The organism is Hymenobacter volaticus, from assembly GCF_022921055.1.
In the GTDB taxonomy this organism is placed as follows: Bacteria; Bacteroidota; Bacteroidia; order Cytophagales; family Hymenobacteraceae; genus Hymenobacter; species Hymenobacter volaticus.
Window position 1 is genome coordinate 4,836,398 of record NZ_CP095061.1, and the last position, 14,160, is coordinate 4,850,557.

Annotated in this window: 14 protein-coding genes; 7 read left to right on the forward strand and 7 right to left on the reverse strand. The window is 53.6% G+C overall.

Annotation, left to right across the window (positions count from 1 at the left end; translation table 11 throughout):
- The first annotated feature begins 299 nt into the window (after positions 1–299).
- Positions 300–1,661 (forward strand): NAD(P)/FAD-dependent oxidoreductase, encoded by a 1,362-nt coding sequence (locus MUN86_RS21120; protein ID WP_245119962.1) that lies wholly within the window; start codon positions 300–302, stop codon positions 1,659–1,661.
- Here the strand turns inward: MUN86_RS21120 and MUN86_RS21125 are convergent.
- The 5 genes from MUN86_RS21125 to MUN86_RS21145 form a co-directional block, all read right to left on the reverse strand.
- Complete coding sequence (locus tag MUN86_RS21125) at positions 1,658–2,635, reverse strand: cation diffusion facilitator family transporter (protein ID WP_245119963.1); 978 nt, start codon at positions 2,633–2,635, stop codon at positions 1,658–1,660. The two genes, MUN86_RS21120 and MUN86_RS21125, sit on opposite strands and share 4 nt — an antisense overlap.
- A gap of 244 nt (positions 2,636–2,879) precedes the next feature.
- Positions 2,880–3,383, reverse strand: a complete 504-nt coding sequence (locus tag MUN86_RS21130; RefSeq protein ID WP_245119964.1) for a cupin domain-containing protein — start codon at positions 3,381–3,383, stop codon at positions 2,880–2,882.
- 165 nt (positions 3,384–3,548) lie between these two features.
- The gene (locus MUN86_RS21135; protein WP_245119965.1) at positions 3,549–4,631 is read right to left on the reverse strand and encodes a PAS domain-containing sensor histidine kinase; all 1,083 of its coding nucleotides are present in this window, start codon (positions 4,629–4,631) and stop codon (positions 3,549–3,551) included.
- Between the two features lie 174 nt (positions 4,632–4,805).
- Positions 4,806–5,273: a hypothetical protein gene (locus MUN86_RS21140; RefSeq protein WP_245119966.1), complete on the reverse strand. Its 468-nt coding sequence runs from the start codon at positions 5,271–5,273 to the stop codon at positions 4,806–4,808.
- A gap of 299 nt (positions 5,274–5,572) precedes the next feature.
- Positions 5,573–7,291, reverse strand: coding sequence for a glycoside hydrolase family 13 protein (locus tag MUN86_RS21145; RefSeq protein WP_245119967.1), 1,719 nt, complete (start codon positions 7,289–7,291; stop codon positions 5,573–5,575).
- Between the two features lie 354 nt (positions 7,292–7,645).
- Here MUN86_RS21145 and MUN86_RS21150 point away from each other — a divergent pair, with 354 nt between their 5' ends.
- Positions 7,646–8,290, forward strand: a complete 645-nt coding sequence (locus MUN86_RS21150; RefSeq protein ID WP_245119968.1) for a helix-turn-helix transcriptional regulator — start codon at positions 7,646–7,648, stop codon at positions 8,288–8,290.
- A gap of 269 nt (positions 8,291–8,559) precedes the next feature.
- Here the strand turns inward: MUN86_RS21150 and MUN86_RS21155 are convergent, their stop codons facing one another.
- Together MUN86_RS21155 and MUN86_RS21160 are read right to left on the reverse strand one after the other, a co-directional pair.
- On the reverse strand, positions 8,560–8,871 hold the full coding sequence (locus MUN86_RS21155) for a carboxypeptidase regulatory-like domain-containing protein (protein WP_245119969.1): 312 nt from the start codon (positions 8,869–8,871) through the stop codon (positions 8,560–8,562).
- Between the two features lie 385 nt (positions 8,872–9,256).
- On the reverse strand, positions 9,257–10,168 hold the full coding sequence (locus MUN86_RS21160; protein ID WP_245119970.1) for a bestrophin family protein: 912 nt from the start codon (positions 10,166–10,168) through the stop codon (positions 9,257–9,259).
- 419 nt (positions 10,169–10,587) lie between these two features.
- On the opposite strand from MUN86_RS21160, the gene MUN86_RS21165 reads away from it, so the two are divergent.
- The 5 genes from MUN86_RS21165 (at position 10,588) to MUN86_RS21175 (ending at position 14,118) form a co-directional block, all read left to right on the forward strand.
- The gene (locus tag MUN86_RS21165; RefSeq protein ID WP_245119971.1) at positions 10,588–11,526 is read left to right on the forward strand and encodes an SMP-30/gluconolactonase/LRE family protein; all 939 of its coding nucleotides are present in this window, start codon (positions 10,588–10,590) and stop codon (positions 11,524–11,526) included.
- 239 nt (positions 11,527–11,765) lie between these two features.
- Positions 11,766–12,293, forward strand: a complete 528-nt coding sequence (locus MUN86_RS21170; RefSeq protein WP_245119972.1) for an inorganic diphosphatase — start codon at positions 11,766–11,768, stop codon at positions 12,291–12,293.
- 262 nt (positions 12,294–12,555) lie between these two features.
- Positions 12,556–12,960 carry a cation:proton antiporter domain-containing protein gene (locus MUN86_RS31905; protein WP_375379448.1) on the forward strand — a complete coding sequence of 135 codons (405 nt, stop codon included), beginning with the start codon at positions 12,556–12,558 and terminating at the stop codon, positions 12,958–12,960.
- Positions 12,908–13,324, forward strand: a complete 417-nt coding sequence (locus MUN86_RS32465; protein WP_375379449.1) for a cation:proton antiporter domain-containing protein — start codon at positions 12,908–12,910, stop codon at positions 13,322–13,324. The genes MUN86_RS31905 and MUN86_RS32465 overlap by 53 nt, the downstream gene beginning before the upstream one ends.
- Positions 13,273–14,118: a cation:proton antiporter gene (locus MUN86_RS21175; RefSeq protein ID WP_375379450.1), complete on the forward strand. Its 846-nt coding sequence runs from the start codon at positions 13,273–13,275 to the stop codon at positions 14,116–14,118. Before MUN86_RS32465 ends, MUN86_RS21175 begins: the two co-directional genes overlap by 52 nt.
- Positions 14,119–14,160: the final 42 nt, after the last annotated feature.

Below are 14,160 nucleotides of genomic sequence, written 5' to 3' on the forward strand. Positions count from 1 at the left end.
CCTTTACAAACCAGCACGTACGGTTGTGCTAGCGAGGCACTAGTAAAGATAAAAGGTTGAGCTAGCAAAAAACCAAGGACTATAAGCCAGTTGTTTTTTGTTCCTTCCAAAGTCTAGCATCTAATGAAAAACACCAAACAAATTGGTCAGGCAATGGAGCTACTGCCCGATCTATAGGTTGAAAAGCAACCTAGCCACGTACCTTATGCACGGTTTCACACTTTCGAGGAATAGCTGGCCAAGAGGTTTGCAGAAAACTGCCAGCCGCTTTCAAACAACTATTCTGCTAGCTGTTAAGTATGAAGCAGCAACTAATGCGCAGCTCAATGGAAGAACTAGCCAAAATAGAACAAGTTGGCAAACCCCGGGTGGTAATTGTGGGAGGTGGCTTCGGCGGCCTGGAACTCGCCAAAGCCCTGCGCGACACCAACATGCAAGTGGTGCTGGTTGACAAGCAGAACTACCACACGTTTCAGCCTTTGATGTACCAGGTGGCCACGGCCGGCTTGGAAGCATCGGCTATTATCTCACCGTTTCGCAAGATTCTCAAAGACCAAGACAACCTTAGCTTTCGCATGGCCGAGGTGTTACACGTCGATACCGCCGCGCAGGTTCTGAAAACCTCGATTGGCCTGATTCACTACGACCACCTAGTTATTGCCACCGGCGCCACCACCAATTACTTCGGCGACGAAGAAATGGCGCGGCATTCGGTGGCCATCAAGAGCGTGGAAGACGCGGTAGAGCTACGCAACACCGTGCTTTCCAACTTCGAAAAAGCCCTGCAGGTCGGCGACCGGGAGCAGCTCAACAGCTTGCTCGACTTCGTGATTGTGGGTGGCGGCCCAACCGGCGTGGAAGTGGCTGGCGCATTAAGTGAGCTGCGCAAGCACATTTTCCCGAAAGACTACCGGGATATTGACTTCCGGGAAATGGATATCTGCCTGATTCAGAGTGGTGATTCGCTGCTCAAGGGCATGTCTAAGGAAGCATCTGAGAAGGCGCTGGAATACCTGCAGGAATTTGGGGTGAAGGTGCTGCTCGACCGGCGGGTGAAATCTTACGACGGCTACACCGTTACGCTCAACACCGGCGAAAAGCTGATTACGCGCACCCTGATCTGGGCAGCCGGCGTGGCCGGCGCCCCCATCGAAGGCATTCGCCCGGAAAGCATCCGCAAAGGCAACCGATACACAGTAAACGTCTACAACCAAATAGCGGGCTACACCAACGTCTACGCCATCGGCGACATTGCCGCCATGATTACGGAGGAGTACCCGGAGGGTCACCCCATGGTAGCGCAGCCCGCTATTCAGCAAGGCAAGCTGCTCGGTGAGAACCTCACGCGCCAACTCGCCGGCGAGCCAATGCGGCCTTTCCGGTACCACGACCAAGGAGCTATGGCTACCATTGGCCGTAACCATGCCGTAGCCGACCTTAAGCTAGGTGGCAAAGAATGGAAAACGCAGGGCTTTTTTGCGTGGTTGATGTGGGTGTTTGTGCACTTGATTGCCCTGGTAGGGTTCCGCAACCGCTTGGCCGTGTTCATGAACTGGACTACTAGCTACTTCAGCCAAGAGCGCGGCTCACGTTATATCCTGGGCAAGCGGCGCGAACCCGTGCCAGCCGAAGATCCGGCCGCCAGCAAAGTGGTTGCCTAACGGGCTACAGCGTGTGGCTTCGGTGATGCGCTGTGCTGCACGAAACAAGGCTCGACAAACACATGTCGAACATCGGGGCAGTGATTCCGAACAGCTGCTTCCAGGCGGCCAACGGCTTCAGTGAGTTGCTTTGCTGTTAGAGTTGGCTGGAACTCGACGCGCAGCACCAGCAGAATTTCGTGCGGACTCAGGTACGATGAAAGTGGCGCATCGGTAGCCACCACGGCGGCGTCGGCACTCACTAGCGTGGTTACTTCTTGTAGCATAGCCGCCTCAGCAGGTTCGCCAAGCAACAAGCTCTTGTTTTCGCGCAGCAACAATCCCGCAACCACCAACAAAATCACACCGATGAGCAACGACGCAACGCCATCGAGGGCAGGCTTGTTGAAGTAATGGCTCAGAAAAACTCCTAGAAATGCCACCAGCAGGCCGAGCAGATCGGCGGCATCTTCGAAGAGCACGACAAAAGTAGAAGGGTCTTTGCTGCTGCGAAAAGCCCGCCAGAAGCTTTGTCCTTTGCGCTGGGCATTGAACGTGCGACGCGCTACGAGGAACGAGGCGCCATCGAAGAGGAAGGCCAGCCCCAATACCACGTAGTTCCAGAGGGGGTTGCCCATAGGAGTTGGGTGGCGCAGATGCTCGATACCCTCATACACGGAAATACCGCCCCCAATTGCGAAAATGAAGATGGCAACAATAAAAGACCAGAAATACAGCTCTCGGCCGTAGCCGAAGGGCCGCCCTTCGTGGGCTGGCCGCTGGCTTTTGCGCAAGCCCAGCAGCAACAACCACTCGTTGGCAGTATCTACTACGGAATGGATGCCTTCGGCTAGCATGGCAGAGCTACCCGTGAAGCCAGCCGCTATGAATTTGATGATGGCAATAGCCAAGTTGGCGGCCAGAGCTGCTACAATAGCAACTTTAGATGAAGGCGGCTCGGCAGTAGGAGCGGTAGAAGCAGGCGCGTTGGACACGAAAACAGCAGGAAAGCAGATAACCAAAAGCGGAAAGCAATTGCTCCGCCTAGGCTACTACGGCTTCCGGCGCACCAGAGGTGTTGTCGAGGTGGTATTCCGCGAGGTTTCTGCTTTTCATTCACAAGCCACTAACCCGTACTCTACTAACGCGTCATGCCGAGCTTGCCAAGCAGTCCACCCACACGGGCAGATTGCTTGGTAAGCTCGGCATGATGCCTTGAGATAGAGAATGAAGCGTGACCTAGCGGCCGAAATCGTCTTGTACGCGCACGATGTCGTCTTCGTCGGAAGGGTTGGAAGCGTCGGTGTGCTGCCAGATTTCAGCTAGTACGCCCCACGAGTCGAGGCCGACGAGGCGGTGCCGCTCACCTTGCTTGAGCGTGATTAGCTCACCAGGCTCGTAGATGCGGAGTTCTCCTTCTTCGTCGGTGTTGCTGGTGACTACGCCAACGGGTCCTTGCAATACTTTCCATACTTCGGCACGCCGGTGGTGGTACTGCCACGACAACCGCTTCTGCGGGGCCACAATCAGAATTTTAGGGCTTAGCTTGCCCGAAATTCGCAAATCATCTACTGGCATTCCTTCGAAATACGTGTCGGCAAAGGCAGGAGCCTGCGTCTCGTCAATCACGAAGAAACCACCCCATGGTCGGGTTTGGTCCTGCTTGTCGATGGAGAAGCCCAACCGCGTGAGGCGTTCCTCCATGTCCTGAAACAGCATTTGCTTTTGATTTTCGCTACTCATACTCCAGATGATAGTGTGGTGTGGGGAAGAGGCTACTGCGCTAAGCGCATTTCACTTATACGCTTCAAAAGTACGTATCCTGAGGAATTAAGGGTTGTATATTCTTACTTCCCCTCTAACACTGTCTTGGTTTCGACCTAGACAACCGGGTGTTCTGCTTCGTGTTTATACTCCTTTAGGCACTTCAATATAAAAGGTGGTGCCTTCGCCTTCTTCACTTTCAAACCAAATGCGCCCTTCGTGCAGCAGCACAATGGTGCGCACAATGGACATGCCGAGCCCAGTGCTTTTCTCGCCGCGCAAACCCGGACGGCGAGCCCTAGTAAACCGCTCGAATAGCTCGCCCTGTACATCAGTAGGAATCCCGATGCCGTCGTCGGCCACTGTTGCCAACACATGATCGGCGCTTTCGCGCAGGCCTACTCGAATGTGTCCGCCCGCCGGGGTGAATTTGATGGCATTGCCCACCAAATTGTTTAGCACCTGCATAAACTTGTTTTCGTCGATGCTGGCGTAGATGGTGGCGGCTGATGCTTCCAGGCTGAAAGTCAGGCCCAGGGTTAATTCCGTGCGCTGGTAGTTATCGACCATGATACCCACGCGTTCCACTAGGTTCACTCGCTCCCGCTTCAGTTCCACGTTGGAAGACTCGAAAAACTCGTTGTCTACAAAATCGTGGATCATGTCGACACTTTCGCCGCAAGTAACCATGATGACGCGTAACAATTCGTGCAGATGTGGGTCGGGGTGCTCTTGTAATTGCTGGTTAAGTTGCCCAGTCATGCTCTGCATCAGCCGCAACGGGCCCGCTAGGTCGTGCGAGAGAATTTCAAGCGTGGAATTTTTCTTGGTGTTAAACTTCTCTGCGTTTTGCGAATATGCCTTCTCGACGGTTATGTCATCAATGAAGCCCGATAGCGTGTCGTGGCCGTTATCGGGCCGGTAATAGGCCCGCACGCAAAGCCATTGCACTTCCTCTCCGGGGCCAAGCAGCCGCAATTCCACGTTCTCGCGCAAGAGGCCTTGGCTGAGCCGCGCAAAGCAGTCGGCCGCGTAATCACGGTCGTCGGGATGCAAGCGTGCGAGCAGGTCGGGCAACTCCTCGTTTACCTGCTCCCGGTGGCCGTTCCACATCCGCTCGTAGGCCGGGTTCACGTACGTGACACGCTGACTAGCTAGGTCGTACACAAAGAAAACAGAAGGAAGTTCTTCTATCAGGTGCTGAAACTGAACGACGTGGTCGGGCATTGCAGCCGAGAGTGAAAGATGAGAGGAAAGTAGAAATTACACTTGAGCTTACCAGATTTCAGACAAACCAAATCTTGGTGCGGAAGTTGCCCCTTCACTCCAATAACCTGTATGCCGTTCCTGCACGCTAAGCACCCTATGAACAGCCAGTTAGAAAAGTAAATATAGCTCAGCTTATGTAAACGAATAATTAGCTGATATGGCTGTATTTTTTTCAGCGCCTGCTCGGCAAGTTGTCAGCCACTCCAGCGCCGCGCGCTCCTCTATAAACCGGCCAATCTGGTAGGGTCGGTTATCGAAGTAAGTCAGCGGTGGAATGGCGGTGTTGGCTTCGATGTCGGTGAGGTGGGCGGGGGCGAATAGATAAGCAATGAACACTGGCTGGTGCAGGCGCACCACCACTTGCGGAAAATAGACCTCCATCATCCAGGCTGTATCTTGTTGGTTAGCGGCGTGTTCGCGTCGCCGCGCGTCAACCAGCCAATAGGCGCAGCTCTGGTTTGCTCCCTCGTCCATTATAAGCCCGTAGCCAGAGCGCAAATCTTGCGGGGTGGTTTGCTGCATCCATCGGCATATCAGTACCCGCAAGTCGGGCCGATACACGAGTTGAAGATATTCAGTGGAGTTAACTGCAGGCAGCATACGTAACGGGCTTTCTTGGTACAGCCTAAGCGGCGAATTGCAGCAGAATGGCTTCCCCGCTATACCTCTGACTGAAATCTCGCAGAAAGTTTAATGTAGTGTTGGCGTTACCCCAACATATTTCTTTGGCGTTGCACCCAAGCCCGCGCCAACTGTCCTACTTAGTTAACAGTACTGTGTTGCAATAGCGTCGGGCTCAGTGCTTAACTCAATTCGAATTGCAGATCTTAGCCTACCTCTTTTGTAGCACCAAGCCGCTAAGAGGCTGCAGCGCGAAACCACGACCTACCGTCACGGAACTATTGTCGAGCAGATTGCGGTAGATGCCGGGGCAAGCGGTGGAAATTGTTGGGGCTGGCTTCGAGGTTGAAGAGCACGAACACCGTTTCGGGGCCAGTACCACGGGTGTACGCCAGCGTGCGGCCCGCAGTGGGCAAGAACTGCAGGCCCCCGGAGCTAAAGACAGCGTTAATCTTGCGCATCTGGATTAGCTGCTTGTAGTACGCAAAGTGCGGGGCGTTGAAGCCGGCGGGGTCGTAGGTTCTCGGGCCGGGTTGGTAGTTGGTGCGGGTTTCGGGGGCAAACTTCAAGCCGGGCCACCACAGGGGCTTGCGGCAGTCGGGGTCATCGGAGCCCCACATGCCTAGCTCGTCGCCGTTCCAGATGTGCGGGGCACCCACGCTCGTGAACTGGTGCAGCAAGTAGAGGCGCACGCGCTGGTAGGTATCGGGGTCGGGCCGACCAGTGCGATACGCGGGGTTGTCGTTGGGGGTGGCTTTAAACTTATAGAGACCCGGATTGGCGAAGCACGTGAGCAGCCGGGGCGAATCGTGGGAGGCCGACACGTTCATTTGGGCGGCAGGAAAAGCGACGGGCAGGCGGTTCCATTGGCGCTCCAAGCTGTCTTGCAGCTGCCGACCCGTGAGCGGAGCGGCCACTGCCGCAAAGAAGCTGCGCGCCGGCCGATACACTTGGTAAAACATCACGCCGTCGAATACGTCGCCGTTTAAGTAAGGTGCCGGATTCATGAGGCGGTAGGGCCACTCTTCCCACCAGACTTCGCCCACCAAATAGGCCTCAGGCTTAATGCTTTTCACAAATCGGCGGTAGTCGCGCCAGAATCCCATCGGCACTTGATCGGCCACATCCAACCGGAAGCCATCTACGCCGTTTTCGGGCTTGCCATTCGGCGCGAGCCAGCGCCGCGTCACGGCCTCGACGTGTTGTTTGGCCCCCTCGTTCAATTGTCCCTCATAGGGGCGGCCTGCTTTACGGACCGTAGTGATATTCACCTTCTTGATTTCCGGCAAGCTCTTCAACCCTAGCCACCCGTTGTAGTCGAACTCGTTGCCGGGGGTAGCGGGGTCGTTGAAGCGCACGATGTCGTACCAGTCTTTGTAGGCAGACTGCTGCTGTTTCTTAAGGATGTCTTGCCACGCCCAGAATTCCACGCCCGTATGGTTCCAGGAATAATCGACGATGATGCGCATCTGTCGGCGGTGCACTTCTTGCACCAGTTTCAGAAATAACCGGTCGGCTGCCGTCCATTGCCAGGTGGTAGGGTCGGCGGGGTTCTCGCGGGCAATCAGTTGGTTGTCGCCCACCGGATCGGGGCCGAAGTTTACATCAATGTGGTGGTAGCTGCGAGCATCGTACTTGTGAAGAGAAGGCGCGTCGTTGATAGGGTTGAGGTAAAGCGCCGTCACGCCTAGCTCTTGCAGATAGTCTAGCTTGTTGAGCACGCCCTGCAAGTCACCCCCGTAGCGCCGCAAACTGACGTTGTCGTTATGGTTTAGATTAGCGGCTTTGGCCCAGGCATCAGGGTCGTACCAGTTGCTGGTCCAAAGCGTAGGCGTCCAGTTAGCGGGCACCTTAAACGAGCCAGCAAAATTCACTGGCTTCGGGTCGTTGGCTTGGTCGCCGTTATGAAACCGCTCCACGAATATCTGGTACCAGATAACCTCTCGAGCCCAGGCGGGTGGCTGAGTTGACGGATCAGCAGAAGCAGCGAAACTCATAAAAAGCAGCAGGCAGAATAAGACGTAAAGTGCGGAAATACTTCTCATAGAACGGGTTACAACCATAGTGCAACGGATTATCTGAGGTAAGCGGACAGCTTCTCCGAGAAGCTACACACTACCAATACCTAAGTTACACTATAATAACCTATCTAATATTTACTTATAATATACCTAGAAGTAGGTATTGACATCACTTCCGCCATCTACTAGATTCGATTATCTGCTCTGACAGGTATTGGGTGCAAAACCAATGCTGTCCTCTTCTATCACGCCTATGCAATTCCTACTTGTTTGCCGCCTCCAGGCAGCCGCCTTGCTGTGTGCTTATTCTACCATTCTTTCCACTAAGTCATGCTTCCCACCACCGCTCTCTACTCCGCTAACGTACTGGTTGCTGCCCCACCTTCCTTACAGCGCCAAGGTCTACTATCCACTCTCCACGACAAATGGCCACTACTCTCGTGTAGCGTCACGGCCGATACCAGCCAACTGCCTATGCTGGTACGGCAGCAAGCCTACGCGCTGATTGTGCTCGACAGCACCCTTAGTAGCCTACCCATCGCGGAGCTCATACGCCAGATCCGCAGCATCCGCAGTTGCCAGCCCTTGCTTGTGCTCACTGGCCCCCGCCTAACTCCGGTTCAGCGCCAACAATTGCTTCTTGCCGGAACGGTAACCCTATTACCGCATACCGTGGCCCCCACGGTGCTTCTCGCTACTATCACGCCTTTTGTGAGTGGTACGCTGCACTGGACTCTGCCGCCCTCCATCACCCCTACCCGCGTGGCCCCACCCACACCGTTCAGTAACCGCGAAGTGGAAGTGCTGCGCTTAGTAGTAGCCGACAATTGCAATCAGGAAATAGCTGATAAACTGTGCTTAAGTGTGCGCACCGTGGAAAGTCACCGCCGAGCCCTGCTGCAAAAGACGGGCGCTAAAACACTGGTAGGCTTGGTTGTGCAAGCCGTCCGCGAGGGTTGGGTAGGCGTGGCGTAAAGCGTAGTGGCAGTATAATATGGCCTAATTGAGCAAGCTTCGAGCACTTGCTTAAATCAGTATTGTTGAGTTGTGGGGTCTTTGCCTGAAGTGCAGCCGGCAAACGCTACTGCTTATCGTATAGCGCTATCTGTGATGAAGTCAGCTTGCTGGCAATTGCACTTAGCACGCCATTAACTAGCCGGCACGTTCTGCTTTGCCTCGGCAATGTGGTTGATGTGCTACAGGAAAGTATAGACAGCTTTAGTGTACGCTGCCTGCAACCTGCTTTACCACTTCACTTTACCGGTAGAGCTCGTTTTCTTGATGCGGCCGTCGCGCTTGAATCGGGTACCGGGCGTTAGGCGCAGGGCTACATCGGGCGGAATGCACGTGTTTTGCGCAAATTCCTCGGTTTCATACCCTACTGCACTGATCTTGAGGCGAGCTGGGCGTGGCAGTGGTTTCTTGGACGTAATGATATACCGGCCCTCGGAGTTGGTGCTGAATGCATCATTGATGCCTTGCACCTGTACGGTAGCACCGGTTAGGGGGCGGAAATTCTCATCGGTTACCAAACCAGTCAGAGATAGGCAACCCACCGGGGGAGCGGGTTTCGCTGCTGAGTCAGCTGGCGCAGTTACTGGTTGTTGCGCCAAAGCAGTACCTGATATACTTAACAAGACAAGGCTTAAGAGGAAAGGTAGTAAGCGCTGCATAAAACGAGTGGGTATAAACGAATACAACTTTATTAAGCAGAGTAAGCTATCAATGTTTTAGCTACCAACCAAAGAATCCTATAACCTACACTAATATTATGTACAAAAGCCATTTCAAGATTAGCTGTATCCTATTAACTCACCCTAATAATTTGTTAATTATATATGATTCTTATTTCAGAACCCACGCTGCTTCATTGAGGGGTTTTCTTAATCGGTGGCTGTATTGTTCGCCTTCAAATTCCTCTTTACACACAAGAGCAGTAAGCTACATCAGATAGAAAGCTTCGGGTAGTGTTGGCTTGGGAATCTCCTGCTCATCCAGCAATTGCTTGAGGTTGATTTCGATGGTGCGAGCAATGGCCGTGACGGGAGTGTCGGTGGGGCGGTTGCGGAAAGGGTCTTGCAGATAAGTAGCTGTTTTCTCGAGCAGGAAGAATGAAGACGCAAAGACCAGCAGAATGGGCAATTCTAACAGGCCAATGGTTTCAACCAGTGCCAACGACAACACAATCAAAAACAGGTAGATAAAGAAGTGTATAAATATCCGGTACGTTACCGGAAACACCGTGCTGTTGATGCGCTCGGCCTTGCCCATGGAGTCGCAGAGCCGGACCAGGGTGTTGTCGAGCTGCACATGCTCGTAGGAATCAAGCGCCTGCTGCCGACGCAATACCTTGAAATCCTCGGTGTGCAAGGCTAGCAAGGCCAAAGGCTTGTTGTTATGCTTCCGTAGGTAAGCTACTTCGTCGGCCGATACATATTGCTCGAGATTCGCCAACGGATTTTGGCCGCGTAACGACTGTCCTAGGCTGTAGCACCACGCAATCTGCCGGTGCCCTATTCTGCGAATAACTTCTCGTGCGGCATTGTAGCCAAGCAAGTCATCTTCCAGAAAGCCCTTCAGTTGCAGTACCAGCGAGCGAGAATCGTTGACGATAGCGCCCCAGACCTTACGCGCTTCCCACCACCGGTCGTAAGACTGATTGATTTTGAAGGCGAGGATAAGGGAAATAGCGCTACCTAAAATGGTGGGCAACAAGCCCGGAACAAGAGGAATGTAATCAGCAAAAAACCACTCTAGCAGTTGGAAAGAAACTGAAAAAAGAAACACTCTCGCGACGTCAATGCGAATTTGCTTGAAGATGTACCTAAATGGAATTCTTTTCTCGGTGAGCATAGCAACGCACTTAAACAAGATGTACGGCAACACCAACCGTCTACTTTCGCGGCCTGGTTTGCTCGTTTCATTTAACTGAGATAGAAGCAGTCCTTATAACTTAAGTTCTTATAGAGGGTTTACTATTTTCGATAATTAATATTGTTTTAATTCTATTTCAACACTGCTACCAAACAATCACCTATTACCGTTTATCGTAGCACTAGGCTCGGGGTAAATTGTATATTTACTTAGGAAACAGCTTGTTAGTCTAGCAGCAAGGCAAAGTAGCAGTGCAGGTTTGGGTCCCTGACCGCTTGGGATTGTCAGGAAAATTACCCTTCCAGCGAAAGTGCAGTAATTCGGTTTCAACCAGACTGTCGGCGCAGCGTATGCTTACAGCTTACCTTGCGTCACTACGCATCCTTTCGTTTCTGCTTATGAGTTCTTCTATTTTCCGCCCTGGCTTTTTGCTCGTCGGTCTTGTGGCCACGGCTGGTTTTACGCTCGTTGCCTCCGCAGTCAGGGCCCAAGTCAAGCCTAACGATGGCTTAGTGGCCGGCGAAGTCGCCCCAAAACTGGTGGCACAGCAGTTTAAATTCACGGAAGGCCCTGCCGTAGATAAGGCTGGCAATGTGTATTTCACCGACCAGCCCAACGACAAGATCTGGAAGTACAGCACCGACGGCAAACTCAGCGTGTTTCTTGAAAAATCAGGCCGTGCCAATGGCCTCTACTTCGACAAGCAAGGCAACCTACTGGCCTGCGCCGACGAGCAAAATCAGCTCTGGTCGATAGCGCCGGACGGAAAAGTGACGGTGCTTTTGCAGGATGTGCAAGGCCACCGCTTCAATGGCCCCAACGACCTCTGGATTCACCCAACCAGCCAGGCTATCTACTTCACTGACCCCTACTACCAGCGCGACTACTGGACCCGCAAAGCTCCTGACCCCAACATCGGAGGTCAAAAACTGTACTACCTGCCCAAAGGCCAGAAGCAACCCCAAGTAGCTGACGACCAGCTACAACAACCCAACGGCATCATTGGTACGCCCGATGGCCGGCAGCTTTACGTAGCCGACATCAAAGCCAATAAAACTTACCGCTACCAAATCGGTACGGACGGCAAACTGACTAACCGCCAGCTCTTTGTAGAGCAAGGATCGGATGGCATGACCATCGACAACCAAGGCAACGTATACCTCACCGGCAAAGGCGTGACAATCTACAACTCCGCCGGTCAAAAAATCCAGCACATCCCCGTGCCCGCCGAGTGGACCGGCAACGTCTGTTTCGGTGGCAAAGACCGTAAGACGTTGTTTATTACAGCTTCAGAGTCAGTGTTTGTGCTGCCTATGCAAGTGAAAGGCGTACAGTAAGCTAACCGGCTATCTGCCATTATTAGAACCAGTAGGGAGCCTTTTTCGCGGGAGCTTTTGCTGGTTCTGGTCGGCTGGCTTCAAGCTTGCGCAAATAGCTGAAACAGTGCGTTGAGCGAATCATGCCAGGCGTAATGGAAGCAGGACATTACCGTTTGTATAAGCAGACACATACCCACCTCGACCATAACATTGCCCCTACCCCTCGCCGTAGAGCCTGATAACCTTTTGTCTTGCTCATGGTCACTCCCCTGCATCAACTACCGGCGCTTGTGGCGCACTCGCGCACCCTTATTCATGTCGTGGTTGAGACGCCTAAGGGCGAGCGCAACAAAGTGGCGTTTGATCCTGACTTAGGGGTGTTCATGCTGAAAGGCGTGCTGCCCGAAGGCCACAGCTTCCCCTACGATTTCGGTTTCGTGCCTTCCACTCTCGCCGAAGACGGTGACCCACTCGACGTGTTACTGCTACTCGATGCGCCTACGTTTGCGGGCTGTGTAGTGGAAGCCCGCCTAATTGGAGCGCTTGAAATTGAGCAGCTTGAAGAGGACGGCTCCATCGTGCGCAACGACCGGCTGCTGGCCGTAGCGGCCAATGCCCGCCTGCATAAAGGCATCAAGGAAATCACCGACCTTTCCAATGAGATGCTGCACGAAATCGAACACTTCTTTAGTTCCTATAACTCCGTCAAAGGCGGTGAAATTAAGGTACTACACCGGGTAGGCTCCAAGAAGGCTCACGCCCTGCTAACACAAGCTCTACAATAGGCATTGTCGCGTTTGGGCATGATGAGAGCCTTGAAATAACAATGGCAAGGCAGTCTCTGAAAGGGTAATTGGGGAGGTAAAACTGTGGGAGAAGAGTAGCAGCAGAAGCGGGTCTTGGCCTTAGCCGTAGACTTTCTGCTGACGAGCGGCTACCTTTCCGGCTACAGAACGCAGCTCGTCATGCTGCCTTAGCTCCTTCCACCGAATGCACGATAACGCGCTGCACGAAACTGTTTTACTAGTACTGGGACTTCTTTTTGCCATGCTACTGCTCGTTATGCTGAGCCAGAAGCTGCGCATTTCTTACCCCATCTTTCTGGTACTCGCTGGCTTAGCGCTCAGCTTCATACCGGGCCTGCCGGTTATCACCATCGACCCGGACTTGATCTTCCTGATCTTCCTGCCGCCTTTGCTCTACCAAGCGGCTTGGGACACGTCGTGGCGAGACTTTTGGCGGTGGCGGCGACCCATCATGCTGCTGGCTTTCGGACTGGTATTCTTTACGTCTACCATCATTGCCTACGTATCCAAGGCCATGATTCCAGGGTTCACCTTGTCTTTAGGGTTCTTGCTAGGGGCATCATCTCCCACCCGACGCGGTAGCTGCTACGTCCGTGTTGAAGGGCATAAAAGTGCCGCGCCGAGTAACAAGCATCTTGGAAGGTGAAAGCCTTATCAACGATGCCAGTAGCTTGATTGTGTTCCGCTTCGCGCTAGCTGCCGTGGTATCGGGTACGTTTGTGTGGCAAGAAGCGGCAACCAGTTTCTTGCTGGCCAGTGGCATGGGCATAGCTATTGGGTTGGCCGTGGCGCACCTGTTCTACCTGATTCACCGCTACTTCCCCACTACGCCTAGCATCAACACGGTGCTTACCTTCATTGCGCCCTACGTAATGTACCTGCTGGCCGAAGAATTCCATTTCTCGGGCGTGCTAGCCGTGGTCAGCGGGGGCTGCTGTTGTCGTTTCGGTCGCATCGAGTGTTTGATGCTGATACTCGCCTGCAAACCAATAGTGTTTGGAGTAGCGTAGGCTTCGTACTCAACGGGCTGGTCTTTATCCTGATTGGCCTGGAGCTCCCCGTAGTGGTGCAAGGGCTAGACGGCTATTCCCTTCAACAGGCCATCACGTACGGTCTCACCATCAGTGGCATAGTCATCCTGATCCGACTGGTGTGGATGTACCCGGCTGCTTTCGTGCCGCGCTGGTTGTTTCCCAGCATTCGAGCCTCCGAAACGAGCCCGGGCTGGCAAGGCACTCTGATTTTGGGGTGGGCCGGGATGCGGGGTGTAGTATCCTTGGCCTCAGCGCTGTCGGTGCCCTTGTTGCTGAGCAACGGCCAGGCCTTTCCCCAGCGCAACTTGATTCTGTTTATCACCTTCGTCGTGATTCTGGTTACGCTGGTATTTCAGGGCCTTACCTTGCCAGCCATCATTCGCTTGACGGGCGTGGCCGACATGGAAGAGCGCATACCAGCCGAAGAGCAGGAAGCCGGTATCCGGTTGCGCCTGCGCCGCGTAGCACTAGCCCATTTAGCCAAAAACTACGAGTCAGATGTGCAGGACAACGAGCTAATTGGCGCGCTTCAGCACCGCATGCAGGCCGAAGCCCAACGCACCGGCACGCTGCTGGAATCCCTCGACTACGACGAATCCAAACGCTTGGCCTTGCAACGCTACCACAAAGTGCTGCTCGATGTGCTGCAAGTGCAGCGGGAAGAGTTGTTTGTCTTGCGCCGCGAGGACGTGTTCGAAGAAGAAATGCTACGTCACCAAGAAGCCCAACTCGATTTGGATGAATCGAAAATCAACCACATGCCTCACTAAACCACGGGAACAAGGGTAGCGGACAGAACATCAGCAACAAAA

Coding starts and splice junctions, on each gene's coding strand:
- MUN86_RS21120 (WP_245119962.1), top strand. CDS start 300: ATGAAGCAGCAACTAATGCGCAGCTCAATGGAAGAACTAGCCAAAATA.
- MUN86_RS21130 (WP_245119964.1), bottom strand. CDS start 3,383: ATGAGTAGCGAAAATCAAAAGCAAATGCTGTTTCAGGACATGGAGGAA.
- MUN86_RS21135 (WP_245119965.1), bottom strand. CDS start 4,631: ATGCCCGACCACGTCGTTCAGTTTCAGCACCTGATAGAAGAACTTCCT.
- MUN86_RS21140 (WP_245119966.1), bottom strand. CDS start 5,273: ATGCTGCCTGCAGTTAACTCCACTGAATATCTTCAACTCGTGTATCGG.
- MUN86_RS21145 (WP_245119967.1), bottom strand. CDS start 7,291: ATGAGTTTCGCTGCTTCTGCTGATCCGTCAACTCAGCCACCCGCCTGG.
- MUN86_RS21150 (WP_245119968.1), top strand. CDS start 7,646: ATGCTTCCCACCACCGCTCTCTACTCCGCTAACGTACTGGTTGCTGCC.
- MUN86_RS21160 (WP_245119970.1), bottom strand. CDS start 10,168: ATGCTCACCGAGAAAAGAATTCCATTTAGGTACATCTTCAAGCAAATT.
- MUN86_RS21165 (WP_245119971.1), top strand. CDS start 10,588: ATGAGTTCTTCTATTTTCCGCCCTGGCTTTTTGCTCGTCGGTCTTGTG.
- MUN86_RS21170 (WP_245119972.1), top strand. CDS start 11,766: ATGGTCACTCCCCTGCATCAACTACCGGCGCTTGTGGCGCACTCGCGC.
- MUN86_RS31905 (WP_375379448.1), top strand. CDS start 12,556: ATGCTACTGCTCGTTATGCTGAGCCAGAAGCTGCGCATTTCTTACCCC.